The organism is Mesorhizobium sp. Cs1321R2N1 (genome assembly GCF_037179725.1).
In the GTDB taxonomy this organism is placed as follows: domain Bacteria; phylum Pseudomonadota; class Alphaproteobacteria; order Rhizobiales; family Rhizobiaceae; genus Mesorhizobium; species Mesorhizobium salmacidum.
In genome coordinates this window covers 44,010-70,766 of record NZ_JAPYKP010000013.1, presented here as the reverse complement: position 1 = coordinate 70,766, position 26,757 = coordinate 44,010, and the positions used below count along the sequence as shown (strand labels likewise).

Below are 26,757 nucleotides of genomic sequence, written 5' to 3'. Positions count from 1 at the left end.
GCTGCGCCCGAAATCCGCCAAACGCCGCAAAGGCGCGGCTCCCAAACCCCGAAAAGCCTCCAAAGCAACGAAAATGGCCGCCCTCAATCCTCACAACACGCCTCCCGCAATATTGCGCAACAGGCCCACAAGGGGAGAAGGAAGAGCCGCGCCCCTCATCGGCCCTTCGGGCACCTTCTCCCCGTAAACGGGGAGAAGGAAGATTGACCCACGCCCGCAAACCCGACCTCCTTCGCGACAACGAGCTCATCTACGGCCGTTTGCTCACCGTCGACGAGGCGCACCTCATCCAGCGTTACAACAAGGCGCTGGCTGCTTTCGGCCTCAAGCCCACCAGGCTGAAGAGCTTCCAGATCGACCGCACCGGCTTTTCGCCCGAAGTGGCCGAGGAGTGTGGCGACTACGATTATCTCGATCCCAATGAGGTCAACCGCCGTTTCATCATCCTGACGCCGTCGCAAATCGACCTGCCGGTGGTGCACACCGCCTTCTCCAACACCTCGCGGCTGATGTTCGAGTTCATGTCCAGGAACCAGCGCGCCATCGACGCGCTGACCATCAAGGACGTCATCTACGGCGAGATCGAGGACTCCGTTCCCAAGGTCAACGACATCGAGGACCTGCTGTCGATCAGCCAGGTCGAATTCAAGGTGCTGTCGGCGGAAGACGTGCTGGGCAAGGCCGCCGAACTCGGCAAGCTCGTCGACCGGCTGAAGCAGGAGCCCGACGCCTGGCGCGACGATGCCATGCTGACCCGCATGGTCGAGCTCGCCAAGGTCTGCGGCGACATCCGCGAGAACGCGCTGGTGCCGGACCAGGTGATCTTCCGCCACAACGCCTACTGGACCAGCCATTTCGGCGGGCTCTATGTCTTTGTCGATCCCGACATGACGACGGTGATCAGCGATCCGGCCGCCCCCGGTTTTCGCCGCTCGCGGCCCTGGCAGGTGAGCTATCTCTCGATCAAGGACGCCGACAAGGTGTTCAAATTCCTGGCTGCCACCGGCCGCATCGAACTGCCGCGCGCTTCCTGGATAGAGGCCTCGGGCTATCTCGAGCACCGCGCCGAAATGGTGGTGCGCGCGCTGATCCGCGACGCCGAGCCGGACCGCAATTTGACGGATGTCGACAAGGTCTGGCTGCAGACATGGATCCAGAGCCATGCCGACCTGATCACCACGGACGGAAATTTTCCTTTCCTCAACGCCGCCAAGCGCGAGATCGCCCAGTTCGGTCATCTCAAGGTCGAGGATGTCTTCCCGCAGCAGCGCTTCCTGGTGGTCCGCGCCAAGCCCGACCATCCCGACGCCTGGCTGACCAACCGGCTGATCTCGGATTTCGTGCCGTCGGACTTCGTCTCGCGCTACATCTTCAACAAGGACGGCTTCTACAAGGACTATGACGGCTTCAGCGACGCCTGGCGATCGCATGTTGTGGACGTTCTGAAAACCACATATTTGAAGGACAAGGTGGCGTTTCGCACACGCCTCTACGGCCTGACCGACTAGAACGAAATGAACCGCCATTCCGTTCTAACTTGTTGTTTTGGTGCATGATGTTATCCAAAAAAGTCTGCAACTTTTTGGCATCATGTTGAGGGGGGTGATACAGCCATGCTCGATCCGATCGTGAATTTCTTCACCCGGATTTTCCAGTGGATCGGCCGCGGCATCGGTCTTCTGATCGGCGTGATCCTGTGGCCCTTCATGTGGGCCGGCCGCTGGTACACGCAGCGCGGCTGGATCCTCAAGGCGATAGTCGGCCTTGCCGTGCTGGTGCTGATCGGCCTCTACGCCAACTTCTTCTACGCCACCCAGTGGTGGAACAACTTCAACCCGAACTACCCGGACACCTATACTTTCGAGAAGCGCAACGTTTCCGCCGGTGAGCAGGTGGCCGCCGGCGCAGGCACCGACACGGCCAAGACCTGCGGCAACTCCGGCATCGCCCAGGTGGCGGCCGACCTGACCGACTTCAACGTCAACCAGAACGCCTGGATCTCGTCGATGATCCTCTACAAGCTCGGCCTGTTCGGCATTGACTGGGACAACACCCCGTGGATGGACAACAAGGCCTCTTTCCAGCGCGGCATCAACCAGGCGGTGCGACGTACCGCGACCGAGCTTGCCGACAATCTCGGCCGCGTACGCACGACCTCGCAGATCGATGCCGACCTGCAGGACGCGCGCGGCAATCTGCAGTTCGACGAGTATACCTGGTACTTCGGCGTGAGCCCGTTTGGACCGAAGACGCCGACGCCGAGCTACTATCGCGACGCGGTGCGCAAGCTGCGTTCGTTCAATGCCCGGCTTGCCACCTGCCAGGCCACTTTCGATGCCCGCGCCGACAATTTGAAGCAGTATATCGACCGCATCGCCAGTGACATCGGCTCGACTTCCGCCATCCTCAAGGAGCGCGCCGAGAACCACAACAATGGCTGGTTCGACACCCGCGCCGACGACCGCTACTGGTTCGCCTATGGCCAGCTCTATGCCTACTACGGCCTGATGAAAGGCGCCCAGGCCGACTTCGAGAACGTCATCAAGGAAAAGCACCTGCAGAGCCTTTGGGATACGATGGACGCGCAGTTCGTGTCGGCCCTGCGTATCCAGCCCTTCATCATCGCCAACGGTCGCGAGGATGGCTGGCTGCTGCCGACCCATCTGACGACAATGGGCTTCTACGTGCTTCGGGTGCGCTCCAACATGGTCGAAATCAGCAACGTGCTGACGCAGTAGCGCTGTCCCACCGCAAACCAGCGATGGCGAATTTGCGCCGTCGCGTCTGTCGCATTCCGTGCATTGTGCGGCTGTTTTGAGACGGCGGAAGCGCCCCTGCTCTGGCTTCTATACGGCGCGGCAAGCGGAGCCATAAAGAACCGGGAATAGGTCGGCCCGCCGCAGAGGAATTTTCTCTATAGGAAACATAGTTGCATGAAAGTTGACGCCGCCGCAGCGACAGGGTTAGATGCCCCGCGCGTCCGGCTCCAGCCTTCTTGCGAGTGAGATCAACCCCGTCCCCTCCACCGTCCAATCCAGAGGAACGCCGTCATGGCCGAAGTGAAATCCGACATCGAGATCGCGCGTGGCGCCAGGAAAAAGCAGATCCAGGAGATCGGCAAGAAGATCGGCATCCCGACCGAACATCTGCTGCCCTACGGCCACGACAAGGCCAAGATCTCCGCCGAATTCATCAAGTCGGTGAAGGGCAACAGGGACGGCAAGCTGATCCTCGTCACCGCCATCAATCCGACGCCGGCCGGCGAAGGCAAGACCACCACCACCGTCGGCCTCGGCGACGGCCTGAACCGCATCGGCAAGAAGGCGATCGTCTGCATCCGCGAAGCTTCGCTCGGCCCGAATTTCGGCGTCAAGGGCGGTGCCGCCGGCGGCGGTTACGCGCAGGTGGTGCCGATGGAGGACATGAACCTCCACTTCACCGGCGACTTCCACGCCATCACCACGGCACACAATCTTCTGTCGGCTCTGATCGACAACCACATCTATTGGGGCAATGAGCTCGGCATCGACACCCGCCGCGTCGTGTGGCGCCGCGTCATGGACATGAACGACCGGGCACTGCGCGAGATCATCTGCTCGCTCGGCGGCGTCGCCAACGGTTTTCCGCGCGAAGCCGGCTTCGACATCACCGTCGCCTCGGAAGTGATGGCCATCTTGTGCCTTGCCACCGACCTGAAGGATCTGGAAAAGCGCCTCGGCGACATCATCGTCGCTTACCGCCGCGACAAGTCGCCGGTCTATGCCCGCGACCTCAAGGCCGACGGCGCCATGGCTGTCCTGCTCAAGGACGCCATGCAGCCCAACCTCGTGCAGACGCTGGAGAACAACCCGGCCTTCGTGCATGGCGGCCCGTTCGCCAACATCGCGCATGGCTGCAACTCGGTCGTCGCCACCACGACGGCGCTCAAGCTCGCCGACTATGTCGTCACCGAAGCCGGCTTCGGCGCCGACCTGGGTGCCGAGAAATTCTTCGACATCAAGTGCCGCAAGGCGGGCCTCAAGCCGGCGGCCGCCGTCATCGTCGCCACCGTGCGCGCCATGAAAATGAATGGCGGCGTCAAGAAGGAAGACCTCGGCAAGGAAAACGTCGAGGCGGTGAAGAAGGGCTGCGCCAACCTTGGCCGCCACATCGAGAACATCAGGCAGTTCGGCGTGCCGGCGGTGGTTGCCATCAACCACTTCTATTCCGACACCGATGCCGAGATCCAGGCAATGAAGGACTATGTCGCCTCCATGGGCGAAGAGGCGATCCTGTGCAAGCACTGGGCCAGGGGCTCCGCCGGCATCGAGGATCTCGCCAACAAGGTGGTGGCGCTGGCCGAATCCGGCGCCTCGCAGTTCGCGCCGCTCTATCCCGACGCCATGCCGCTGTTCGAGAAGATCAACACCATCGTCCAGCGCATCTATCGCGGCTCGGAAGCCATCGCCGACAAGTCGGTGCGCGATCAGCTCAAGGCCTGGGAAGAGGCAGGCTATGGCAATTTGCCGGTCTGCATGGCCAAGACCCAGTATTCCTTTTCGACCGACCCGAACCTGCGCGGCGCGCCGACCGGCCACACCGTGCCGGTGCGTGAGGTCAGGCTTTCGGCGGGCGCGGGCTTCGTCGTCATCATCTGCGGCGAGGTCATGACCATGCCCGGCCTGCCAAAGGCGCCATCCTCGGAAAAGATCTTCCTCAACGAGGCCGGTCAGATCGAAGGCCTGTTCTGATCTTTTGTCCCGACAACGAAGAAGGGCGCCGCATCGCTGCGGCGCCCTTTTTGTTTGCCGATCGTCCTACGCGGCGCTGCGCGCCAGCGCCCGCTGGTTGGACGCATGGATCGTGTCGCGTTCCGGCAGCGCGCCGGTCTTGAGGCAGTCGATCCATTCGGCGGTCTTGAGCACTGCGGCGAAGCGCGACTGCAGGATGATGCTCACCACGCGATGTATCTCCTCGGCAGAGGCATAGCCGGCTCTGTTGGCGTAGGGCACCGAGCCGGTCGCGTCGGACAGGAACTCGACCGCGAAGCCCATATGCACGGCGTGGATGATGGTCGACAGATCGCAATTATGCGTCATGTAACCGATGACCGCGATCGTATCGACGGCATTGGCGCGCAGCCAATCCTCGAGGTCGGTGCCGGTGAAGGCGCTCGGCAAATTCTTCTCGACATAATGGTCGCGGCCACGCTTGGCGATCTCCGGATGCAGTTCGCCGCCATGGCTGCCCTTGGCGAAGATCGGCGACGCCTCGGGCGCCATCTGCTTGACGACCACCACCTTGATGCCGGCAGCGGCCGCGGCATCCATCGCGCGCGCCACGTTGACGACGCTGTCGCGGAACGGCGGATGCTGGATGGCCAGATTGCCGCCGTCATAGTCGTTCTGGACGTCGATGACGACGAGCGCGCGGCGCGGCGCGGTGTTGGCTGGGTCAGACATGATGTTTCCTCTCAGGCTTGAATGCGATGGGCCGAAAGTAATCTGCTGGCTTGGGCCCCAACAGTGGCCCGATTGACATCATCCGAAAGAATTGGGACAATCCACACCCACACTGGAAACGCCCCTTGACCGCTCCCATCATCGCCGTCCTCGCCTTCGACGGCATCAGCCCGTTCCATCTCTCCGTGCCTTGTCTGGTGTTCGGCGCGGATCGCACCAACCTCGGCCTGCCACGCTTCGACTTCCGTGTCTGCGGGATCGAGGAAGGGCTGATCCGGACCGATGCCGGGCTGAGCATCCTGGTCCCGCACGGGCTTGCCGCGCTCGAAGACGCCGATATCGTCATCATCCCGAGCTGGAAGGATCTCGAAGCGCCTCTGGCCAAACCGCTCGAAGAAGCGCTCGGCCGCGCCCACCGGCGCGGCGCGCTGATCGTCGGCCTGTGTCTCGGCACCTTTGCCCTCGCCGCCGCCGGCCTGCTTTCGGGCCGAACCGCCACCACCCATTGGGCCTATACTGAGCAGTTGCGGGCCCTCCATCCCGACATTTCAGTCGATGCCGACGTGCTCTACGTCGACGATGGCGACATCGTCACCTCCGCCGGCGTCGCTGCCGGGCTCGACTGCTGCCTGCACATCGTGCGTGCCCGCTATGGCGCGGAGGCGGCACTGCGGCTCGCCCGGCACGTCGTGCTTTCGCCGCACCGGCAGGGCGGACAGGCACAGTTCATCGAGCGTCCCGTGGCAAAAAGCGCCAATGCCGACCGTTTCACCGAGGCGCTCGACGCGGTTCGCGCGACATCAGGCGAAACGCACAGCCTCGACAGCGTCGCCGACGCCGCAGGCCTGACACGGCGCACTTTCACCCGCCGTTTTCAGAAATCGATCGGCACCAGTTTTGGCGATTGGCTGACCAGCCAGCGGATCGAACTGGCGCAACGGCTGCTGGAAACCACGGACAAATCGATCGACATGGTGGCTTTCGAGGCCGGCTTCGGCAGCGCCACATCGCTGCGCCAGCACTTTTCCGCGCGGCTCCGGACCTCACCGGCGCAATACCGGCGTGAATTTTCCAGGCGGGCCGATGTCGGCGAGCGCATGGCGCATCTCCCGGCTGCATTGATTGGGCACGCAAGCGCACTCAGCCCCAACTGACCACCCGCGCCGGATTGCCGACCACCGTCGTATTCGCCGTCACGTCGCGCGTCACCACCGCCCCGGCGCCGACAATGGCGCCTTCGCCGATGCTGACGCCGCCAAGGATGACCGCGCTGCCGCCGATCCAGGCATTGTCGCCGATCGTGACCGGCCTGGCGATCTCCAGTCCCGCCTGTCGCCCTGCCGGCTCCTTGTGGTGCTCGGCACAATAAATCTGCACATTGGGGCCAAGCAGCGTTCCCGTGCCGATGCGCACCAAAGCGGTGTCGAGGATTGCAACCGGCATTGAGGAAAGCGCGGTCGCCGAGGAAAATGTTGAATCCGTAGGCACAGTGAAACGGCGCCTCGATGCGGGCACCCTCGCCCACGCCGCCCAGCAGTGTCCGCAGGGCTGGCCCGAGGTTCCCGCGTTGACGGGGCGGGAGCGTATTGTGTTCGAACACGGCATCCGCGGCCAAGCCGCGCAACGCGCCAAGATCGTCATCCAGGCACGTATACCATTCGCCGGCCGCCATTTTCGCACGTTCGCTCTGAACCATGGCAGTGCCTCCGTTTGACATCATTGCGAACAGCGCCGAGGCAAGGACCAGGACGTGAACTTATAGACCGGGATAGCGGCTTGACGGAACTGGTCACCGTGCCGTCACGACCTTCGATCGCAAGCGGACATTCGCGATCCCCGCCCGGCAATGAAATAGTTCAAGACCGCTGTCGATTTCCGGGTAACTCGTTCGTCCTCGATAGGAAGCCGGAGAAATTCGCCAAAGCAAGGAAACGACTGCGATGACAATCACCATCACGGCATTTGAACGATCGCCCGATGGCGGCAAGGGACTGGCGCGCGATACCCGTGTTCGCTGGGCGCTGGAAGAGGTGAGACAGCCCTACGAGGTTCGTTTTGTTTCCTTTGCAAGGATGAAGGCGCCTGACCATCTGGCTATCCATCCCTTCGGGCAGATCCCCACCTATGAGGAGGGTTCTCTCTCGCTGTTCGAGACCGGCTCGATCGTGTTTCATCTTGCCGAGCAGCATGCCGGCCTGCTGCCGAAGGATCGCAATGCCCGCGCCCGCGCGATAATGTGGATGTTTGCCGCACTGAACACTGTCGAGCCGCCGATCCTCGAATTGACCACGGCAAGGATATTCGAAGCTGACAAGCCCTGGAGCGAGGCGCGCTTGCCGCTGGTTAAGGACCGTGTTCGGTCCCGGCTGGACAGCCTCTCGGCTCACCTGGGCGTCGACGACTGGCTCGATGATGCGTTCAGCGCCGGCGACCTGCTGATGGTGTCCGTGCTGCTGCGACTGAGAATGTCAGGCATTCTGGACGAGTACCAAAACCTGGCCGCCTATGTGGCGCGCGGGGAAGCTCGGCCCGCTTATATCAGGGCCTTCGCCGCGCAATTTGCGGTCAACGCTCCACCAGGCTGACTCGCCTCGATCCGCTGTGGCTGCGCTCATGAGTCTGCGGCCTAGCCAAATATCCGACCTATGGTAGCTTGCCGTTTCAGGGCTGTTCCGGCCCGGCATCGAGGGGATCGGCATGCTCTACATTCTTGCACTTCTGATCGGCGTAGTTGCCGGCCTGCGCGCCATGACGGCACCTGCCGCCGTCGCCTGGGGCGCCTATCTCGGCTGGCTTCCGGTTGCCGGCACCTGGGCGAGCTTCATGAGCCACTGGGCGGCAGTCGGCATCTTCACCGTCCTGGCCATCGTCGAACTGGTCACCGATCAGCTGCCGTCGACGCCAAGCCGCAAAGTGCCGCAGCAGTTCGGCGCCCGCATCCTGCTCGGCGCCTTTTCCGGCGCGGTGCTCGGCGCGGCCGGCGGCGCCACCATCGTCTGCCTGATCGCCGGCGCCATCGGCGCGGCCATAGGCACGCTGGGTGGTGCCGAAGCGCGAGGCCGGCTGGCGGCCGCTTTCGGCAAGGACACGCCGGCGGCTTTTATCGAGGACGCGGTGGCGATCATCGGCGGCCTGCTGATCGTGGCGGCGGTGGCATGACGGCGAAAACCTTCGACACCATCATCATCGGCGCTGGCCAGGCGGGGCCGCCCTTGGCGGGCCGCCTGACGGCCGCGGGCATGAGCGTGGCGCTGATCGAGCGCAAGCTGGTCGGCGGCACCTGCGTCAACACCGGCTGCATGCCGACCAAGACCATGGTCGCCAGCGCCTATGCCGCGCATCTGGCGCGGCGCGCCGCCGACTATGGCGTGACGCTTCCGGGCCCCGTCGGGGTCGATTATCACAGGATCAAGGCGCGCAAGGACAAGGTCACCAACGACGCCCGTGGCAATCTGGAGACCTGGATCGCCGGAATGGAGCGCTGCACGCTCTATCGCGGCCACGCACGCTTCGAATCCGCCAACACGGTGCGTGTTGGCGACGACCTTTTGACCGCCGAAAAGATCTTCCTCAACACGGGCGGCCGCGCCTCGGTGCCGGACCTGCCTGGCATCCACGACATCGACTATCTGACCAACTCGTCGATGATGGATCTCGACGTTTTGCCGCGCCACCTTGTCGTCGTCGGCGGCAGCTACATCTCGCTCGAATTCGCGCAGATGTTCCGCCGCTTCGGCTCTGAAGTCACCGTCATCGAAAAGAGCCCGCGCCTGACCGGCCGCGAGGACGAGGACGTCTCGGCCGCCATCCTGTCGATCCTCGAAAACGAAGGCATCGCGGTCCATGTCGGCGCCGACAACATCGGCTTCGTCAAACATGGTGGGGATATTGCCGTGACCTTCTCCGCCGGCAAGCCGCCCGCGATCGGATCGCATGTGCTGCTGGCGCTGGGCCGAACGCTCAATACCGACGATCTCGGCCTCGACAAGGCGGGCGTCGAGGTCGACAGACGCGGCGCGGTTGTCGTCGACGACCAGCTGCGCACCAGTGTGCCAGGCATCTGGGCGATGGGCGACTGCAACGGCAAGGGCGCCTTCACCCACACCTCCTACAACGATTATGAGATCGTCGCCGCCAATCTGCTCGACAATGATCCGCGCAAGGTCAGTGATCGCATCGAGGCCTACGCACTCTACATCGACCCGCCGCTCGGCCGCTGCGGCATGACCGAGGCCGCGGTGAGGAAATCGGGACGCCGTGCGCTGGTCGGCCAGCGGCCGATGACCCGCGTCGGCCGCGCCGTCGAAAAGGGCGAGACGCAAGGTTTCATGAAGATCCTCGTCGATGCCGACACCAGGGAAATCCTCGGCTGCTCGGTGCTTGGCCCCGGCGGCGACGAGGCGGTGCATTGCGTGCTCGACCTGATGTACGCCAAGGCGCCGGTCGACACGCTGGCGCGCGCGATGCACATCCACCCGACGGTTTCGGAACTGCTGCCGACGATAGCCCAGGAACTCAAGCCGCTGGCCTGAAACTGGAGCGGTTCAGCGTTTGGCAAACCGCCGAGCCGCTCTACCGGCGCCTCCGCGCCCGTTTTCAATGTGCTCCACGCTTTCTGCATTGCTGCATTGCGGCAATGTCTGTTGCGCCCAGCCGGGATCGTCGCGCAGTCTCCAAATTGAACCGATTCAGTCTGGACCTCCCATGCCTTTGCCAATCCTTGCGCTTGCCATTGCGTCCTTCTGCATCGGCACCACCGAATTCGTCATCATGGGCCTGCTGCCGGAGGTCGCCGCCGATCTCGGCGTGACGATTCCCGCCGCCGGCCTGCTGGTCACCGGTTATGCGCTGGGTGTCGTCTTCGGCGCGCCTGTCGTGGCCATGGCCACCGCGCATTTGCCGCGCAAACCCGTGCTGGTCGGGCTTGCGGCCCTGTTCGTCGTCGGCAATCTCTTCTGCGCCATCGCGCCCAATTACTGGCTGCTGATGGCCGCGCGCGTCTTCACCGCTTTCGGCCATGGCGCCTTCTTCGGCATCGGCTCGGTCGTCGCCGCCAGCCTGGTGCCGCGCAACAAGCGCGCCAGCGCCATCGCGCTGATGTTCGCCGGGCTGACGCTGGCCAATATCCTCGGCGTTCCCGCTGGAACGGCGCTTGGTGAAGCCTTTGGCTGGCGGGCCACCTTCCTGGCCGTGGTCGGCATCGGCCTGACCTCGGTCGCGGCCATCGCCTGGCTGGTGCCGTCCGACGTCACGGAACCGAGCGGCGGCGGCCTACGCGCCGAAGTCCGCGTGCTCGGCAAGCTGCAGGTGTGGCTGGCGATGCTGATCGCGGCGCTGACCTCGGCCAGCCTGTTCGCCGTTTTCACCTATATCAAACCCTACCTCACCGACGTGTCGGGCCTGTCGACCGCGGCGGTCACCTGGGTGCTTTTGCTGTTCGGCGCCGGCATGACCATCGGCAACATCATCGGCGGCAGGCTGGCCGACTGGAAACTGATGCCGACGGTGATCGCCACCTTGCTGTTGATGGCCCTGCTGTTCGTCGCCTTCACCGAATTCGGCGCCATCGCCACGGTCGCGGTGGGCATCGTCTTCCTGTGGGGCCTGCTCGTCTTCGTGGTGGTGCCGCCGCTGCAGATCCGCGTCGTGGAAGCCGCTTCCGAGGGGCCGAACCTCGCCGCCACATTAAACCAAGGCGCCTTCAACGTCGGCAATGCCAGCGGCGCCTGGATCGGTGGCGTGGCCCTCTCCTGGGGCGTTTCCTACGCCAATCTGCCGCTGGTCGGCGCAGTGCTCGCTTTGCTGGCGGCGTCCGTCGCGGTGCTGCTGCGGTCACTTGATGGGCCACTGTCCTCCAGACGCGACTCGCGTCGGCAGCATGTCGGCATCACCCGTATCCTGCGGGATCAGCCCCTCTTTCTGCCCCTGAGCCAGCAGGCTCGGGTCAGAATGATAGGAGGGATTGGTCTCGCTGCAGCCGAGAAGGATCTGAGGGCTATGCTGAACAGGATCTGGGCGTTCGTGGAGTCGCAATAAAGCAACCGACCGACCGCCGGGCCGATCCGGCTCCCTGCCCGCCAAATAAGATTCCTGCCCCAAGCTTTCGTTCGAATCTAGCAACAAAATGAAAGACTGGCGTGAGATCATGAGACGAAGTGTTTTCCTAGGGCTTTTTGTGTGTGCCGTCGGGGCAGCTGTCTGGGTCGCTTCAGCGCCAAGCAGGCGGCCGTCCAGTTCGACCCCGGTCATTACTGTAAGACGGGGCTCGCTGGCGGACGAGGTAAATGCAATCGGTGTTCTGGAGCCCTCAAGGCTTGCGCAAATCGGTGCGCGAGTCTCGGGTCAATTGACTGCGTTTCATGTCAGCTTGGGGGACGAGGTTCACGCAGGCGATCTTATTGCGGAGATGGATTCTTTCGAGCAGCAGAACCGGTTGCGTCTGGCAAGGGCCTCGCTTTCCAAGAAGCAGGCAGCCCAACATTCGAGCCAGTTCAAGCTCGACCGGGCAGAGCGAGTCCTGACGCGTCAGCGGCACCTCTCTGCGCGCCAGGTCATTTCGAGCGCTGCTCTTCAGGATGCCGAAATTGCCGTCCGAATTGCCCGCGCCAAGCTCGACGAGTCGACAGCGCAAGTCGAAGAAGCGACTGCCGGGGTCGAAAAGGCCCAAATCGACCTCGGCTACACACAGATCGCCGCCCCGATAGACGGACGGGTGATCGCCCTGGAGGCCAAGCCCGGACAGACGGAGCCCTCGCGCGTAATTGCTGTCGTCGCGCAGACCGACACGATGAGAGCGCGAGTGCCAGTTTCCGAGGCAGATGTCCAACGCATCAGGGTCGGGCAGCCGGTGCATTTCACCACCGTCGGAGACAGAAAGACCAACCGGGCTAGCCGGGTTATGGCAGTGGAGCCCGCCCCATCTTTTCTTCTGACGAACCAGGGACCCTCCGGCGGCCAGCTAGGCGGCGGCTCGGGGCAAACGCAGACGGTCTATTACAACGTGTTTTTTGAGGCATCCAACAAGGACGGGGAGCTTCTGCCAATGATGACCGCTGAGGTGACTATTACGGTGAGCACGGTTGATGACGTGTTGCTTGCCCCATGGGGTGCGCTCGTCGGCCCTGATCCGGAGGGTCTCTATCGCGCGAGGGTAGACACAGGGAACGGCGCGACCGCAGCACGCCGCGTGCGCGTGGGGCTGGTGAACCGAATGGGCGCCGAGATCGTCGATGGTCTCGCGGAGGGCGAAAAGATCATTCTACGAAAGGACAGCGGCATTACCGACACGCACAGACCGCTCCCTGGCAACGCCGAAACACAATCCTAGCGCTGGCGGGGAGTCCGTAATAGGACCTGATCTCGCGGGGGTCCTGTGCCATCTCTCTAATGGACTGCTCGAGGCCAATTGCCGCTGGCTGAGCCTGTCCGGGCATCCAACATTGTATCTCAGTTCTGGATCGAGGTTCGGTTGTGGCAATCGTCACCGGCACGGCGGCGGGACTGTGCATGGCACGTCTCCATTGTCCCGCCGGACCTCCTCGCAAAGCCTACGGCAGCTTGCCTCCTGCCGTCGACCTTGTCAGTTGACCGACCGAGCAGCCGAAGCGAGAGGGCCCAGGATGGGACCATCTCTCCAAGATACCGGAACTCGCAATACACCACTCCAATCCGAAAAGTTCCTCCGCATTTGTCGAACACGCGCGGGCGGACGTCTAATTCGATCCGATGCCGCTGCCTATAATCAAAGCCGATCGTTTCGACGCGCGCGTGTAGCGTATAGAAAACCTCCTTGACGGCGCGGGCCGGGCAGCATGGCGCGAAAGTGCAACAATGTCGGACATCGGATGTAGCCAGTCCGGTGACCCAATTGTGATTAAAGCGGTTATCCTTTGGCACGCTTAATGCACCTGGTGATCCGTAACACGGGACCCACCGACAATGACGCTCATTCAGACTCTCTGAGACTCCTCATTTCTCGAAAGCTGCCTCGTCCAGTCGACTCTGCGAGCGCGTGGCAATCGACTTAACCGACTGGTCGTCTGGGTGCCCGATAAGTGGAGTGGTGGAACGCCGGTGCAGTCGGGCCTGCGGGAGAACGCGTTCAGTCGCACGCGCGGCGGCTAGCCGCCTCCTCGTACTCATCGCGGCGGTTTGCCCGGGTGAGCCGGAGCCCGAGCCTCGGAACAGAACAGCTGGAGACGCCATGACGGACCGCGAACGGATCGAGGAAGAACCACCGGCGACGCCGGCAATTCTATTTTCACCCTGGAATTCCTGTGCGTGGCGTCGGGGCGCTATTTGGGGCGCGAGCTTTTCGGAGCCAAGCACGCCTTCTTTCAATCCGGCCTTGGTGGACCGTCGAACGGGCTCGCTTGCGGCCCGAACCGGGGTTCTGGAACAACCCTCAGAGCACCAGTTTGGGCCAAGAAAGCGCGGCACGTCGTAACTTTGGTTGTGTAATTTTCAGCGGCGCATGGCATTTTAACTTGCGGTCAGGGGATTTGTCGAATTGGAAACTTTCGAGAGACTAGAAGCGTTGATCGATGCGCCCAGCGCCGAAGCCGTCGATGAGGCCCGTGCGATGCTGCGTCAGTTCGAGTCCGCCCTGACTGCCGACGCTATCCATCAGTTCCTGCTTGACCTAATGACCTTCGTCTTTGTCCTGCAGTCTGCTCGTCACAGTTCTCACGCCTCGGTGCGGAGATCGGCTAAGGTTAGGCTTGCGATCCTCAGGACACTTTGCGGAGTCTCGGACGGCCCGAGCACAAAGGCTTGCAGCGAAGAACCGCGATGAGCCAGGTCACCAACGGACGAAATTGGGGCCTGCGCCATTGTATGCTAGCGGACAACAGCAACACAGGCCTTGTCGGCGCGAACTCTCCCCCGCAACAGCAGCTGGCGCTCCGACAGCTTTTGCGCTTGCCCGCAGCGTGGACGCTAGAGTTGCCACTTTCGAATCGGCGCCCGGGCGCACACGTTGTGCTCCACCTAACGCCCCCTATCGCGGGCGGCTTCCACCCCTTTCGGCCACTGGAATCAAGAGATGAGTCGGTATTTCATCCTGGCGCGCTCAATCGGTATGGGTGCCGCAGCGAGTTACGCACGCTCCATTTCACCAAGGAAGATAATATCATCCGGAGGTTGAAAGTCCGGGCTGGAAATTTGCCTCCGCATCGCTGAATTCTTGGCTTCCATTCCTTCTCCTGTAAATCGAAATCCGCTCTTGTAGAAAAACACTGAAGCTTCTTCAGATTGAGAACGAAGAGTCAGACTGCGAAGGTTATCTAACGCTCTGAACCGATCGGCGATATTGATCATGACCGTCCCGAGCCCTTTGTACCTCGACCGCTGCTTATTGTGTATCCAGCCAATTCGCATGCTGCCATCCTGCTGAGCAATGGTCAAAGTCCCCATCTCGGTTTGGTCAACGTCAGAGAAGAAAGAAATATTGCGGGAACCGCCGATGTAATCGATTGTCCTGTTCAACCTGACTGACTCTCCCCGGACCCTGTCAAAGATGGAATCGACTGAGCGGCTCGCCTCCCTAAGGTCCAGCACCTCATTGGGCATGTGAGTCGATCGGGTCGCACCGCGATCGCGGTCTTCAGGTCTATGTCTACTTGTATAGCGATCCATTGTTCAGGGCTCCTTTGATTTCTAATCGTACCGCCTGGGTGCGATCCGCCGAACTGATTTCGCGTTACATTTGCCATCTAGCAGGCTTCTCTGATTGGTACGCGGTGTTTCGGAGCCAGCTTTCGGGAGTGATCGCGATCTGTGAGGTTGTCGGTCCTGTGGTGGCCACTAGGCTGTGTCCGGGAGTGACCTAACGCTTGACCCGGAGCGGCAACCGCGGCGCTTCAAAGTGATCAACGGTGCTGGCGGCCCGCCCTGGTCGATGGGCGACAAGGCAAGGATCGTCGTGAAGACGCTGGAACCGGACGCTTTGCCTTGCGCTTCGCAGGCTTTATGCCTGCCCAGTTGCCGCAACGGACTTTGCCCTATGGTTGGTCGCTTCGCGCAAACCCCGGTGGTCTACTGGGCTCCTCCGATCATTTGGGACACCGATGGGTCTTATCCAAACAACCAATTTTACCAATCTACGAAAATGCTGCATTGCACGTCCTCGAAGCGCGCCGCTCTGCCGGCGGAACAATCGCCGTTTGAATGCCCTAAAAGGAAATCTGCATCACCTGACTACATGCAATTCGTGACTTCGATGCCGAGTTTACGGCGGCGCTGAGACTCACAATATTGGTCTCGCCTGACGAAGACGACTGCGTTGATGACAGTCACTCCGACCTGAGGTTGGAGCATTGAACGATTCGCCGGAGCAAACAAATGCACGTTTTCGACGTTAACCAGATGACTCAGATATTCGTGAAGTCGCTTGAGCTGGTTGTGATTTTCGCTACCTTTTGCGCCGCGCTGGAGCTGATGTTTCCGGCTTATCGATACAGTTTTGCCTCATATCTTCGCGGCGTGCGGAATTGGATTATTCGGCTCGGATGCGGTGCCGTTATCTGGCACCTCTACGCCGTGAGCCTGGACTGGTTAGGGATAAAGCCGCTCGTAACGATCAATTTCGGTACGATGCTTCACTTTGACAATGCCATCGTCGACAGCGGATTGGCCGTCTTTTCAGGCGTCTTGGTCGCGATTGCTGGTGACTTCTTCTACTACTGGATGCACCGCGCTCAGCATGCTGTTCCATTCCTCTGGCGCATGCATGCTACTCACCACTCGATCCGCGAATTGACGGCATGGAATTGCCATCATCACGTTTCCGAGCCACTCGTTTACGCTGGATTTGTAGCCCTACCACTCACGCTGTTCCATTTCGAATCTGGCGTAGTGCCCGTTGTTGCCGTGACACTGATTACCTTTCAGGCCCATCTTTCGCATTCGAGCACCCGGATCAATCTTGGGCCGCTTCGATATATTATTGGCGACAATAAGTTCCACCGCATTCACCACTCGCTGGAACCGCATCACCGGCGCCGAAACTATGGGTTCTTTACAACCATCTGGGACACGGTTTTTCTAACGGCATACTGGCCAAAAAAGAATGAGTGGCCGGAAGTTGGCCTCCGAGACCAGCCCGAGCCGCTCACCGCGCGCGATTACATTTTGTTCCCATTTGATCGACGTCGCTGGCGTAGAGCTAAAGTCGGAAGTGATGTAGAGGCTGGGCATGAACAAGCGGAGAGCCCCGGCCTGCTTCCTGCGCAGGACTGAAAGCCGCCGTTGGTCCTGCCCAGCAGGTTGCGCGCGCTCTTCGGGGTCGTGAGATCATACTCCTCCTGCTTTTTTTGATGGGAGAAAAGCTGCCTGGCGGCGTCAGCCTCTCGCATCTGGTCGCACACTCTGGACGATCCGGGGTTGCTGTGCGGTCGAGCCGGAATGGGCGCAGGAGTGCAATTCGCTCAGGCAATCCGACCAGGTTCGGCGCGCCGCGACCGCCTTGGCATCATCCAAACAGATCTCAGGCGCATTGATCCCTTTGAGGCGAATGCGGTGGCCCGATCGTGTGGCCGGCCTTGCCGATTTTACCAGTGCAGGACCGACCACGGTCGCACGCCCATGGTTGCCCTTTAGCGCTACTGTGCATAGAAAGCATTCTGCTTGGGGCCGAAAAAAATTGGGATACGAAGGGCGTGAGCTCTAAATTCGAAAAGCTAAATAGGTTGCGCGAGTCTCTGCGCGAGTCCAACCATGATTTCCGAGCGAGCACCCAGCTTTTCAGCAGCTTGGATGTCACCAAGATTGATCGGGACATGAATCTCGCCGGTCGCGGCAAGGAGCGTGGCGAGGCAAACCAGCCCCCTAAGAGCGCCAAAAATCTCGACGATGTTGAACATGCCGTCATCGAACGCGTCGAGGACGAGAAAAAGGCATCCTATCATACTCTTGAGGACAACCTGCATCTTCTCAGCGGGCGTCTTGCCGGACTCGATTTCGAAGAACAATTTGGTCTCATCCGTCAGGCGAACGCAGCCAGCGTGTCGGATTTCAAAGCTTCGGTTGCTGTCGGCCTGGATGAACTCCACGGGTTGAGGCGCGCTCTTAGCGACGCTGAGAAAGAGCACGCCTGGTTCAAGGCGAAGCACGAATTGGTTCGCGCGGCGCGCGTTCAGCATGGCGCGGCTCACCTTTTGCGCATTTCGCTGCTGCTGTTCCTGTTTCTCATCGAGACAGCAATGAATGGCAGTTTCCTTGCCAAGGGAAACGAACAGGGGTTTTTTGGCGGCATCCTTGAGGCTGCAGCATTCTCCTTCATCAACATCGGCGCCGCTTTGCTCCTGGCGCTTTTCTGCGCCCGCCTTGTCACCCACCGATCGATTTTTGGGAAGCTAGTCGGGATGTTCTCGATCCTTGTCTATATCGGTCTGGCCGTGACCTTAAACCTGGCGCTGGCGCACTATCGCGAGGTGAGTGGCTCGCTCGCGGACGGTGCCGGTGCAGAGGTCATCCGAAACATGGTCGGCAATCCGGCCGGGCTCACAGATGTGAAGTCATGGCTACTGTTTGCTATCGGCCTCATGTTTTCGATTTTCGCATTTATCGACGGCTGGTTCGTACTCGACCCTTATCCCGGTTACGCGGGCGTCGAAAATCGCTTGGTTCGTAAGCGGGAGGACTATATCGAGCGCAAGCGGGAGTTGATCGAAGAGCTGCAAGACGTTCGCGACGACCACAACGAAAAGGTTGAGGACATCGTCAAGGAACTCGGCAGTCGCAGGGAGCATCGTGCTATTGTCGATCATCGCTCGAGGCTTGTGGCGCTCTTTGCGCAGCATCAGGACCAGCTCGAGCGAGCCTGCAATCAGCTTCTCTCCAAATACAGGGAGGCGAATATCCAGGCCAGAACGGAGCCTGCGCCCAAGCATTTCGGAGCACCTTACAAGCTTGAACGCATCAAGCCTCACATCTCGGCCGACGGGGAATGGAGCGAGGGCGACGTTGGAGCATCGATCCGCCAAGCGCAGGAGGAGCTCAACGCTCAAGTCCGCCTGATTGGACAGGAATGCGAGCGCGGAATTGAGCAGTATCGCGACCTCGACAAGCTTCATCCGGACAGTGTGAATGGCTAGGCGGGTTCGCAGGCGCAAGAAGGGCCAAGCCGGCTCAATCGTTGCGGCTCTCGCTCTTGGGGTGCTCTCGGTTGCAATGTTGGGCGGCTTTGCCTGGATGTGGTCAAGGTCTGGCAAGGGCCAGATCGACGCAAACACAAATTGCCCGATGGACGGTCCCGTTAGCCTGACGGCGGTTCTCATTGACGCCACGGATCCGGTTTCGGCAACGACCATGGCGGATCTGAAGAACGAGTTCCGCAAAACCATCGGGCGGGTCGAGCCGGGCGGCTATGTGAGGATCTATACGCTGAATTCGGCCCCCGGCGACCTGACGGTGATGTTCGATGGATGCAATCCAGGCGACGGGTCCACGGTAGACAATTGGACGAACAATCCGGCGCGCCGTCAGAAGAAGTGGGAAAACGCCTTCGGCGACCCCTTGAAAAAGCTTCCTGACCAAATTCCGAACGCTGACTCCGCCAGCCAGTCTCCGATCATGGCCGGCATCCAGAAAATCAAACTGTCGCTGTTTGATAGCAGCTTGGCGAAACCGGGGGGCGCAAAGCGGTTGGTGGTCGCCTCCGACATGATCGAGCATACGGCGCTTTATTCGCAGTACCGGTCTGGTCTGGATTACCAGAAATACCTCAGTAGCGCCGCCGATCGGACCTACGGGACGTCGCTCGACGGGGTGGCAGTCACGATCCTCTATATCGACCGGAAAAAGAAGCCGTTTCAGTCGCTGGATCACGCTGAATTCTGGACGCAATGGGTCCAAAACCATCACGGCGAGTTCGAAAAGCTGGTTGGCTTGGAGGGGTTAAACTGATGGCGAGGAACCGCGACAATTCCCTACTGGGGCATCGAGGCTTCCCACTCCTCGTGTTTGCGATATTGACGCTCGGCGGCTGCGTCTTTATCGCCATCGCCAAGCTCTCGGGCGTAAACCCGATCGTGGCGGCGGGTGCACCTGTCTGCCTGATGCTTTTTTATCTCGGTGTATCGATCTTCACCGGGAAGCTGCGCCTTAGCGATGAGCAAACCGGCGACAATCTCTACTATATGGGCTTCCTTTTCACGCTGACGAGCCTTGGAGTGTCGTTGTTCCAGTTCGGGTCGGAAGGCTCGACCGATGCCATCGTCAGGAACTTCGGTATCGCGATTACGTCCACGATCACCGGCATCGCGCTCAGGATCTTCTACAACCAGATGCGGCGCGACCCTGCGGATATCGAGCGGACGGCCAGGCACGAACTCGCCGACATGACTCGGCGAGTAAGAGCTGAGATGGAGAGCGTCACAAGAGAGTTTGCCGACTTTCGCCGTGTTAGCCATCAGATGCTCGAGGAAGGCTTTGCTGAGATTGCCGTCCAAGCCGAGCGAAACGGCGAGCATATCAGATTCGCCTTGGACAAGATCGCCATGGAATCGATCAAACCGGTCCAAGAGGCGTCTGGAAAGCTCAGTGACGCGTTGAAAGACAATTTCGGGCAGGTCGAAAGTCAGTTCTCTTCGATTGCTAAGCGTGTCGAAGCTGCCGCTGATTTGCTCGACAAAGCCAACAGCTCGATGTCCTCGTCAGTTAGCAAGCTCGGCGAACAGGCTGACACCGTGGCCACCAAGCTGGAAAAAGTTGTCGTTCCTGAGGAGGTGTTGAAGAACGATCTGGCGCCGATGGTAAAGCTTCTTGGCAGCGCTGTCGCTCAATACGCGGTCAAGACCGAGTCCGCCTCGCAGGAGCAACAAGCTCGTATGATCGGTCTCGCTGACGCAGTGGCGAAGGTGGCGAGTGGTGTAGAGCGCGCCGCAGCCGCGGCAGAGAGGACAGCAGGGAGTGTTCAAGCCCAGCAGCGCCTAACCGAGGCGCTTGCGGCAGTGGTGCAAAAGCAAAGTAGGGACACGAGCGAACTCATTGCCACGATTGCAGAAAAGAGTCTCCAGGCGGCTCGCGGCAGCCATGCTGCCAACGACGCAATAGCGATCGATCCAGCACGCGCAGTTACACCTGCCGGCGCTGATGGTGAAGAGGCGATAATCAAGATCTCCGAAGATCAGCAAGGCGATTCCTTCCAATCCTTGGGCGCTGTCCCAGAGAAGGCTGAGCCGCCGCGAAAAAGCGGTTGGTGGGGCAGGTGAGCGAGACGGGCGCAACAGCGGTCGCTTATGAGCGCAAGGGCTACGGCCGCGGGCTGATCCTGGGCCTGACGATGGCCGAGACGATGCTGCTTCTGGTGTTCTGCCTTTTGCTTGCAGCCGGCGCAATCATCGCCAAGAAGCAGAAACAGACCGCAGAGGCGCAGAAGATTGCCCAATCCCTCAAGCAGGAATCGCGTAAGCTCGGCGAGGAAAACAAGCGGCTCCTTGCCCAGCTGAATGAGATGGTCAAGCCCGCGACAGGGCGCAACGTGCCCGACCAGCAGTGGCGCGAATTGGTGTTGGCGAAGGAGACCATCGAAACAATCAAAAACGCAGGAGTTTCGGTCCAAGAACTGGTGAAAAACGCCCCGGTCACCAAGATCCTGTCCGACAATGATGTCGACGCCGAGCAAGCCCGGGCGATGATCGAGCGCACGAAGGTGTTGACGGAGTTTGGTTACGTCGGTACGGCCAAGACCTTGAAGGACCTGTCAGATGCCCTGAAGAAGGCAGACGCGCCTGTGATGGCCGCCAAGCCGCACGATTGGCCACCGATCATCAGCCTCAGCGAACTCGACGGCTATAATTTCGATATCGGAAGTGCGGAGCTTTCCGATCGTTTCAGGACGCGGCTGCGCGATCTGTCCAAGACGATTGCGGGCATTGCAACGTCGTACGGCGTCGACGTCATCGAGGTGATTGGACACACGGATGAGCAGGCCATGTCCGGTCAGTCGTCGAACATGGACAAGGGTCTTCAACCCGTCCTGGCTGGCAAGGTGGAAATTGGTACGCTTCACCCCGCCGATAACGCCGGCCTTGGACTGGCGCGAGCAATCTCGGTCACGAGCATACTTCGCGAGATGCCTGAGCTGAAAGGGTTCACCATTCTGCCGATGTCGGGTGGCCAGTTGATACTTCCTGGTGACCATCTGACCAACGGAGCGCAGGCTGGCGACGTGAAGGCAAGGCGACGAATTGAAATCAGGGTGAGGCAGCGCTCCCGCGAAACCGACCTCGCGGCGGGTGTCGGATCGAAGTCATGAGCGCAAAAAAATGCTGGTGAGTTAGCTCACAGCATTGAGTTGGGGGACTCAAGGGATGGGGTTTTACGTTCGAAAATCGATCAGCGCGGGGCCGTTCCGCTTCAATTTTTCGTCGGGTGGGGTTGGGGTCTCGGTTGGCGTCAAAGGCCTTCGGATAGGCACGGGTCCGCGAGGCCACTACATCCACGCAGGCAGAGGTGGTCTCTGCTATCGCGGCACACTCGGAAAGGCCGGCACAAAAAAGGGTGTGCAACAGTCACCCCCTTACAAGCAGCAAGCTCATTGATGAAATCAACGCCAGACAGTCGCAACCACGCCTCGCCGTGGTGCTGGGAGTGCTGTTCGGGATAGCCGGTTTCCTTGTTTGGAAAGCACTCGGAGGCGCGGCGCCTGTGCTTGGGGGCGCCGCATTTCTACCGGGCATGCTGCTCGGCAAATGGTTTGACGGCTATCGCCGGGTGAGCGTGCTCTATTACGACCTCGAGCAAGATGCCGAAGCTGCCTATGGCAGGCTGGTTGCCGCGTTCGAAACGCTTACTCGTTGCGCAGGAACATGGCACGTTGCGGCCGGGGGCAAGATTGAGGATCTGACGACTTGGAAGCGCAATGCCGGCGCCAGCATGCTGGTCGACAAAAAGCCCACGGCGCTCACCAGCATATTACCCGCCGTTGTTCGCAGCAATGTTATACCGCCCTCGATCCAGGTAGGCCGGCAGGTGCTCTATTTCATGCCAGATCTGGTCCTTGTGAAAGACGCAAACCGGTATGGCGCCGTTGCATATGCCGATCTTCGTACACAGTTTGCGCCGACCAATTTCATCGAGGCGGGAAAGGTCCCGTCTGACGCTGAGGTGGTTGGGCACACCTGGGCGCACCCCAACAAAAGCGGTGGGCCGGATAGACGGTTCAAGAACAATCGTCAGATCCCCGTCTGCCGTTACGAAGCCTTGCGCCTCTCCAGTGCGACTGGACTGAACGAACTGGTGGAATTCTCCAGGACGAACGTCAGTCAGCCGTTTTGCCAGGCGCTATTGGCCCTCGCGCAATTGCATCGAAACTCCAGTCGCCCGACGGTATCGCTAGACTCACGTTCGAATAGGTGAGCTTGCAGATCAGATTCGCTGTGGCCGGCGCCGATGCACTCTGCGTTCCCGGCTTAAACGTCCACACTACATCCATCTTATTGCCAGCCTCGGCCAACATCGCACCACATCGGCCAGATAGAAGTGCCGAGCGACCGACAGGGGGTGAAACGCCGGCCGCAAGCTTCTGATCTGTCCCGCCTCGTCGCAGAAATGGTGAGCTGCGCTGCAGAGGATTGAACGAGGGGCTTAGAACGAGCAGAGGAGCCCGGAGGAACTTCCGTGACCGACTGCCAATTGGCCGAACATTTGCGACGATAACCACGCGATCGTGTTAACTTCTTTGCGACCGGTGAACACAGCCTCGGCTGGGACGGCTTTTGAAACCAGTAAACGCCAGTCTTACGAATCCCTGCCCGCTGCTTTGCTTTCCGTCCATCAGCCGGACGCCGATCTCAGGCTCTCGGAATTGAACGGCGCAATGTGGCATCGAGGCGCTCCGAGTCCGTTCCGTACTCTGACATCGTCTTTGTTCAAGACCCGACACATCGCCCGCTTGTATTCCCTCCGCGCGCCACAACCATCTGGTCCTCTCCTTTTGCTCCCACCACCTCCGCGGTGGCACGTGGATTGCACGGGACATGTGAAGGCTCGCCGATCAAACAAAAATGCAGGCGAAGGAACATGACAAACGGGAAGGGAACAGCCGATGCGGAGTTGCTTGGCTGGAAATCAACCGGTTCGGACAGGGTCGTTCGGAGTTCGACGACGCAAGCGGGCCGAAAGCGTAGTTGGAGCATTGGAAGAGGGCGGACCATCAGACGCTGCAGTGCGAACGCGATAAGAGACTGCTCCCGAGCTTGAACGGTTCATGCCACCCGATCCCAAGCTCATGACGTAACTACGAGTCCAACGATCAACGCATAGGGAATCGCCATGTACATCGCCATGAACCGCTTCAAAGTCCAGAACGGCGCGGAATCCGATTTCGAGGAGGTCTGGAGAAACCGAGATTCCAGCCTTTCGGATATGAAGGGATTCCGAGAGTTCCATTTGCTGCGTGGCGCGATCGACGAGACCGAAGGTTACACCCTATTTGTCTCGCACACAGTGTGGGCAAGCCACGACGATTTCGTCGCTTGGACCAGATCAGACAACTTCCGCGCCGCCCACCGGAATGTCGGCACGACGAAAGTTCTCTACCTCGGTCATCCGCAGTTCGAGGGTTTTTCCATCGTCGAGGGTGCGGCTGAAAGGCGGAAGAGGTAGTCGCGCCGGCAATCGAGCGCGGCAGTGAAACCGCCGACAGCCCAGACGGTCGCCACCCAGGTACGCTGCTGGACGAGAGGCAGCCCGGAGAAAGGTGCGGCCGTCGAAGTTACAACAAAGCGGACGCACCATCGTGATATGCGCTGAATGGAGAGATCCACAGCGGCCTTTGAGACAAAGCCTAATGGTATGGCACGCAACCGGCGTTTCGAAGCGCCGCAACGAGCAGATCGATGTGCCCTTGGACCTCATTGTGCGCCTTTTCGCGCAGCGGCAGACTGTCCCAGTTTTCCAATGGATCGATAAAGCTGGCGAGCTCGCTATTGGCCGTGAAGGACACGACCGCCAGCCCGTCCTTGCTCAATGCAAGGAGTCCGGTTGTTCCGGTCGTATAGCGGATGGCGGCAATGCGCTGAAATTGAGGATCACCGTCGATCCGAACCTCAAAGAGAAACCGCCCTGAAGTCTGTCGGGCTATCCTGGCTGCCTTGTCGCCAAAGCTCAGGGCCAGCATCCGAACGCTTGCGGCCGCCATTTCGAACAACAGAGCATCTAGGTCAATGTCTGACGCCATGTGCAAACTGTGCGCGAAGCCGCAGCCAGTGCAATCAGCCATGCAAGTTGTTCACAGCGTACCTCATGGCTGTGAACGCGAGAACTCCAATGGCCACGCAACCGTGACAGGCAATCGTAAATCGTCAAAGCGCGACGACCTGGAACAGCAGTGCCGGCACCAGCATGCTGGTCGGCAGAAAGCCGACGTCACTTGCGAGCACGTGCCGCAGGGTTGTTCGCAGCAATTTCTGCAGGACTGGTCAAGCTGTACCCTCCAAATAGAAGGCAACATTATCGTTCGTTTTGTGCGTCCGACAGGCTGTGCGTTTTGGTGCGAAACTGATGGCACAAAGCGCACTGCGGCTCTACGCTCTAAAGCATGATTCGCCTCGATCCCGCGACCGCCAATCCCGCCGCGCCGCCAACCGTCCCGGTCTGGGCGCTCTCACCACGCGGCGCGCCCAATGACGCGGACGCCGCTTTCCAGGCCGGCGCCGCCTTGGGCGCCCTCGACACACTTGCCCGGGCAGAGCATTCCTGGGCTGGTGCCTGGCGCCAGCGGCTGGCGCTTCGCAGTGCCGCCGCCAGCATGCGGCTCGCCGGCCGACCAGAGGACGCGGCCGCCCTGCGTGACGCCTGGCAGCTTTGCCCGGCCGGCGCCGATCCCGGCCCCGCCGGCGCCATTTTGGGCGCCTGGCGGCAGTTGGCCGCGCAGCCGCCCATCGCCAACGCCGACAGGCTCGAAAAGATCGTCGACCAGCTTGGTCTCCACTGGGACGGCGCGGCGCTCGCCGACCTCTGCACGGAAATCGAAAATCTGGCTACGTCGCGTCGCTCGGCGCCGTTCGCAGCCGCGGCGATTGCCGCTCACATCGTCGCCGTACGCCCCGACTGCGAGCTTTTGGCCTGGTGGCTCGCCGACCTGGTGCTGGCGCAAAGTTTTCGGTGGCCGCGGCCGCTGCCGCTGCTCATGACCCAGGTTTTTTCGCCAGCCTTCCGCGCTGAAGTTGGCGGCAAAAGAATCCGGCCAGGCGAAAAGAATTTTGAGCGGGCAGTCTGCGTTGCGCTGGTTCAAGCGGTGGCGGAGGCCTGCCGGCTGGCCGCCGAGTTGTCGCGCCGTGCCGAAAAGCTCCTGGCGGTTGCGCCAAAACTGCGCGCCAAAGGCGCCGGCGATGTGATTTTTTTGCTGCTGAATGAAGACGCCGTTTCCGGCTCGCTGGTGACAAAGAACCTGTCGCGCTTTGCGGCGCGGCGCCTGTTCGAGCGCCTGCAACAGCTCGAGGCGGTGCGCGAGCTGTCGGGGCGCACCAGCTTCCGGCTGTTCGGGCTTTAGCGATGGCCGAGACGGCGAGCGACGAAAAGGTGAAAAAAAATGTCCAGCGAATGCTGGTCGACACCGAGCTTGAGCACCTGCCGCCAGAACTGCGCTGGCGCGAGTGGATGGGCCGGGTCGAGGCGGTGATCTTTGCCGCCAGCGAACCGGTGCCGCGCGAGGTGCTGGCGCGGGTGGTGGGGAAGAATTGCAACATCGATCTGATCATCGACGACATCCGCGCCGAGCTCGCCGGGCGCCCCTACGAGCTGGTTTCCGTCGCCGGCGGCTGGCAGCACCGCACCAAGAAACTCTTTGGCGACGTCATCCACGCCGCCTTCGGCACCCCGGCGGGGCAGGGGACAAAAGACCTGTCGCAAGCGGAGGCGCTCGTGCTGATGTGCATTGCCTATTTCCAGCCGATCACCCGCGGCGAGCTGTCTTCCTTCTTCGGCAAGGAGGTGTCGCGCGACCTGATCGGCGTGCTGCGGGCGCAGGACCTCATCGCCTCGGGGCCGCGCAGTCCCACTCAAGGCGCGCCCTACACCTATGTGACGACGAAGAACTTCCTGTCGCAGTTCGGGCTCGACACGCTGCGCCAGCTGCCGGATTTCGAGGCGCTCGAGGACGCCGGGCTGCTGTCGAAGGAAAAGCTGCTGGCCGGCGGTGTCCCTGCAGGTTTGGCTAATGGCGATGGCGAGGACGATATAGTTGAGGACCAAGCGTCGTGAGGCCGGCGTTGCCGACCCGAACAGGCGATCAGTCAGGACCAGGAAGACTCGTTCTGCGGCAACCGGTGATCGTGATCGTGAACCGCGACATGATCGCCGTCGAGAAAAT

22 protein-coding genes and 1 pseudogene are annotated in these 26,757 nt (G+C 60.9%); 19 read left to right on the top strand and 4 right to left on the bottom strand.

What is annotated here, in order from left to right:
- Positions 1–203: 203 nt before the first annotated feature.
- The 3 genes from O7A61_RS06080 to O7A61_RS06070 all read left to right on the top strand — a co-directional run bounded on the left by O7A61_RS06080 (position 204) and on the right by O7A61_RS06070 (position 4,730).
- Entirely contained in the window at positions 204–1,508 is a 1,305-nt protein-coding gene (locus tag O7A61_RS06080) for a DUF6638 family protein (RefSeq protein WP_337128988.1), read from the top strand.
- Between the two features lie 105 nt (positions 1,509–1,613).
- Positions 1,614–2,738 carry a DUF2333 family protein gene (locus O7A61_RS06075; RefSeq protein WP_027143407.1) on the top strand — a complete coding sequence of 375 codons (1,125 nt, stop codon included), beginning with the start codon at positions 1,614–1,616 and terminating at the stop codon, positions 2,736–2,738.
- A gap of 312 nt (positions 2,739–3,050) precedes the next feature.
- Positions 3,051–4,730, top strand: coding sequence for a formate--tetrahydrofolate ligase (locus tag O7A61_RS06070; protein WP_337128987.1), 1,680 nt, complete (start codon positions 3,051–3,053; stop codon positions 4,728–4,730).
- 66 nt (positions 4,731–4,796) lie between these two features.
- Here the strand turns inward: O7A61_RS06070 and O7A61_RS06065 are convergent, their stop codons facing one another.
- Positions 4,797–5,441 (bottom strand): cysteine hydrolase family protein, encoded by a 645-nt coding sequence (locus O7A61_RS06065; protein WP_337128986.1) that lies wholly within the window; start codon positions 5,439–5,441, stop codon positions 4,797–4,799.
- 125 nt (positions 5,442–5,566) lie between these two features.
- Here O7A61_RS06065 and O7A61_RS06060 point away from each other — a divergent pair, with 125 nt between their 5' ends.
- Complete coding sequence (locus O7A61_RS06060) at positions 5,567–6,595, top strand: GlxA family transcriptional regulator (RefSeq protein ID WP_337128985.1); 1,029 nt, start codon at positions 5,567–5,569, stop codon at positions 6,593–6,595.
- Here the strand turns inward: O7A61_RS06060 and O7A61_RS06055 are convergent.
- Positions 6,582–7,137 (bottom strand): annotated as a pseudogene (locus tag O7A61_RS06055) (sugar O-acetyltransferase). The gene O7A61_RS06060 and the pseudogene O7A61_RS06055 overlap by 14 nt on opposite strands.
- A gap of 244 nt (positions 7,138–7,381) precedes the next feature.
- Here O7A61_RS06055 and O7A61_RS06050 point away from each other — a divergent pair.
- From O7A61_RS06050 to O7A61_RS06030, 5 genes are all read left to right on the top strand, one after another.
- Positions 7,382–8,026 (top strand): glutathione S-transferase family protein, encoded by a 645-nt coding sequence (locus O7A61_RS06050; RefSeq protein ID WP_337128984.1) that lies wholly within the window; start codon positions 7,382–7,384, stop codon positions 8,024–8,026.
- A gap of 112 nt (positions 8,027–8,138) precedes the next feature.
- On the top strand, positions 8,139–8,600 hold the full coding sequence (locus tag O7A61_RS06045) for a DUF4126 domain-containing protein (RefSeq protein ID WP_337128983.1): 462 nt from the start codon (positions 8,139–8,141) through the stop codon (positions 8,598–8,600).
- Positions 8,597–9,973 carry an FAD-containing oxidoreductase gene (locus O7A61_RS06040; RefSeq protein WP_337128982.1) on the top strand — a complete coding sequence of 459 codons (1,377 nt, stop codon included), beginning with the start codon at positions 8,597–8,599 and terminating at the stop codon, positions 9,971–9,973. The genes O7A61_RS06045 and O7A61_RS06040 overlap by 4 nt, the downstream gene beginning before the upstream one ends.
- A gap of 172 nt (positions 9,974–10,145) precedes the next feature.
- Complete coding sequence (locus O7A61_RS06035; protein WP_337128981.1) at positions 10,146–11,477, top strand: MFS transporter; 1,332 nt, start codon at positions 10,146–10,148, stop codon at positions 11,475–11,477.
- Between the two features lie 88 nt (positions 11,478–11,565).
- On the top strand, positions 11,566–12,768 hold the full coding sequence (locus tag O7A61_RS06030; protein WP_337128980.1) for an efflux RND transporter periplasmic adaptor subunit: 1,203 nt from the start codon (positions 11,566–11,568) through the stop codon (positions 12,766–12,768).
- Positions 12,769–14,537: 1,769 nt separating this feature from the next.
- Here O7A61_RS06030 and O7A61_RS06025 read toward each other — a convergent pair.
- Positions 14,538–14,927, bottom strand: coding sequence for a hypothetical protein (locus tag O7A61_RS06025; RefSeq protein ID WP_337128979.1), 390 nt, complete (start codon positions 14,925–14,927; stop codon positions 14,538–14,540).
- Between the two features lie 855 nt (positions 14,928–15,782).
- Between O7A61_RS06025 and O7A61_RS06020 the strand changes: the two genes are divergently transcribed.
- The 8 genes from O7A61_RS06020 (at position 15,783) to O7A61_RS05990 (ending at position 24,050) form a co-directional block, all read left to right on the top strand.
- On the top strand, positions 15,783–16,679 hold the full coding sequence (locus O7A61_RS06020) for a sterol desaturase family protein (RefSeq protein ID WP_337128978.1): 897 nt from the start codon (positions 15,783–15,785) through the stop codon (positions 16,677–16,679).
- A gap of 419 nt (positions 16,680–17,098) precedes the next feature.
- Positions 17,099–18,535 carry a hypothetical protein gene (locus O7A61_RS06015; protein WP_337128977.1) on the top strand — a complete coding sequence of 479 codons (1,437 nt, stop codon included), beginning with the start codon at positions 17,099–17,101 and terminating at the stop codon, positions 18,533–18,535.
- Entirely contained in the window at positions 18,528–19,346 is an 819-nt protein-coding gene (locus O7A61_RS06010) for a hypothetical protein (RefSeq protein WP_337128976.1), read from the top strand. Before O7A61_RS06015 ends, O7A61_RS06010 begins: the two co-directional genes overlap by 8 nt.
- Positions 19,346–20,653 (top strand): hypothetical protein, encoded by a 1,308-nt coding sequence (locus O7A61_RS06005; RefSeq protein WP_337128975.1) that lies wholly within the window; start codon positions 19,346–19,348, stop codon positions 20,651–20,653. Before O7A61_RS06010 ends, O7A61_RS06005 begins: the two co-directional genes overlap by 1 nt.
- Positions 20,650–21,699 carry a hypothetical protein gene (locus tag O7A61_RS06000; protein ID WP_337128974.1) on the top strand — a complete coding sequence of 350 codons (1,050 nt, stop codon included), beginning with the start codon at positions 20,650–20,652 and terminating at the stop codon, positions 21,697–21,699. Before O7A61_RS06005 ends, O7A61_RS06000 begins: the two co-directional genes overlap by 4 nt.
- Positions 21,700–21,754: 55 nt before the next feature.
- Positions 21,755–21,985 (top strand): DUF4236 domain-containing protein, encoded by a 231-nt coding sequence (locus O7A61_RS32560; protein ID WP_442921050.1) that lies wholly within the window; start codon positions 21,755–21,757, stop codon positions 21,983–21,985.
- Positions 21,897–22,802 (top strand): hypothetical protein, encoded by a 906-nt coding sequence (locus tag O7A61_RS05995; RefSeq protein WP_337128973.1) that lies wholly within the window; start codon positions 21,897–21,899, stop codon positions 22,800–22,802. The genes O7A61_RS32560 and O7A61_RS05995 overlap by 89 nt, the downstream gene beginning before the upstream one ends.
- Positions 22,803–23,717: 915 nt before the next feature.
- Entirely contained in the window at positions 23,718–24,050 is a 333-nt protein-coding gene (locus O7A61_RS05990) for an antibiotic biosynthesis monooxygenase family protein (RefSeq protein WP_337128972.1), read from the top strand.
- Between the two features lie 181 nt (positions 24,051–24,231).
- On the opposite strand, the gene O7A61_RS05985 is transcribed toward O7A61_RS05990, so the two are convergent.
- Complete coding sequence (locus O7A61_RS05985; protein ID WP_337128971.1) at positions 24,232–24,594, bottom strand: hypothetical protein; 363 nt, start codon at positions 24,592–24,594, stop codon at positions 24,232–24,234.
- A gap of 390 nt (positions 24,595–24,984) precedes the next feature.
- On the opposite strand from O7A61_RS05985, the gene O7A61_RS05980 reads away from it, so the two are divergent.
- On the top strand, positions 24,985–25,938 hold the full coding sequence (locus O7A61_RS05980; RefSeq protein WP_337128970.1) for a DUF1403 family protein: 954 nt from the start codon (positions 24,985–24,987) through the stop codon (positions 25,936–25,938).
- A gap of 2 nt (positions 25,939–25,940) precedes the next feature.
- Positions 25,941–26,648: an SMC-Scp complex subunit ScpB gene (scpB, locus tag O7A61_RS05975; protein WP_337128969.1), complete on the top strand. Its 708-nt coding sequence runs from the start codon at positions 25,941–25,943 to the stop codon at positions 26,646–26,648.
- The last annotated feature ends 109 nt before the right edge of the window (positions 26,649–26,757 follow it).

Bases quoted from the DNA above. Each gene is read 5' to 3' on its own strand.
- O7A61_RS06075 (WP_027143407.1), top strand. From the start codon at position 1,614: ATGCTCGATCCGATCGTGAATTTCTTCACCCGGATTTTCCAGTGGATC.
- O7A61_RS06070 (WP_337128987.1), top strand. From the start codon at position 3,051: ATGGCCGAAGTGAAATCCGACATCGAGATCGCGCGTGGCGCCAGGAAA.
- O7A61_RS06065 (WP_337128986.1), bottom strand. From the start codon at position 5,441: ATGTCTGACCCAGCCAACACCGCGCCGCGCCGCGCGCTCGTCGTCATC.
- O7A61_RS06050 (WP_337128984.1), top strand. From the start codon at position 7,382: ATGACAATCACCATCACGGCATTTGAACGATCGCCCGATGGCGGCAAG.
- O7A61_RS06045 (WP_337128983.1), top strand. From the start codon at position 8,139: ATGCTCTACATTCTTGCACTTCTGATCGGCGTAGTTGCCGGCCTGCGC.
- O7A61_RS06040 (WP_337128982.1), top strand. From the start codon at position 8,597: ATGACGGCGAAAACCTTCGACACCATCATCATCGGCGCTGGCCAGGCG.
- O7A61_RS06035 (WP_337128981.1), top strand. From the start codon at position 10,146: ATGCCTTTGCCAATCCTTGCGCTTGCCATTGCGTCCTTCTGCATCGGC.
- O7A61_RS06030 (WP_337128980.1), top strand. From the start codon at position 11,566: ATGAAAGACTGGCGTGAGATCATGAGACGAAGTGTTTTCCTAGGGCTT.
- O7A61_RS06020 (WP_337128978.1), top strand. From the start codon at position 15,783: ATGCACGTTTTCGACGTTAACCAGATGACTCAGATATTCGTGAAGTCG.
- O7A61_RS06010 (WP_337128976.1), top strand. From the start codon at position 18,528: ATGGCTAGGCGGGTTCGCAGGCGCAAGAAGGGCCAAGCCGGCTCAATC.
- O7A61_RS06005 (WP_337128975.1), top strand. From the start codon at position 19,346: ATGGCGAGGAACCGCGACAATTCCCTACTGGGGCATCGAGGCTTCCCA.
- O7A61_RS32560 (WP_442921050.1), top strand. From the start codon at position 21,755: ATGGGGTTTTACGTTCGAAAATCGATCAGCGCGGGGCCGTTCCGCTTC.
- O7A61_RS05990 (WP_337128972.1), top strand. From the start codon at position 23,718: ATGTACATCGCCATGAACCGCTTCAAAGTCCAGAACGGCGCGGAATCC.
- O7A61_RS05980 (WP_337128970.1), top strand. From the start codon at position 24,985: ATGATTCGCCTCGATCCCGCGACCGCCAATCCCGCCGCGCCGCCAACC.
- scpB (WP_337128969.1), top strand. From the start codon at position 25,941: ATGGCCGAGACGGCGAGCGACGAAAAGGTGAAAAAAAATGTCCAGCGA.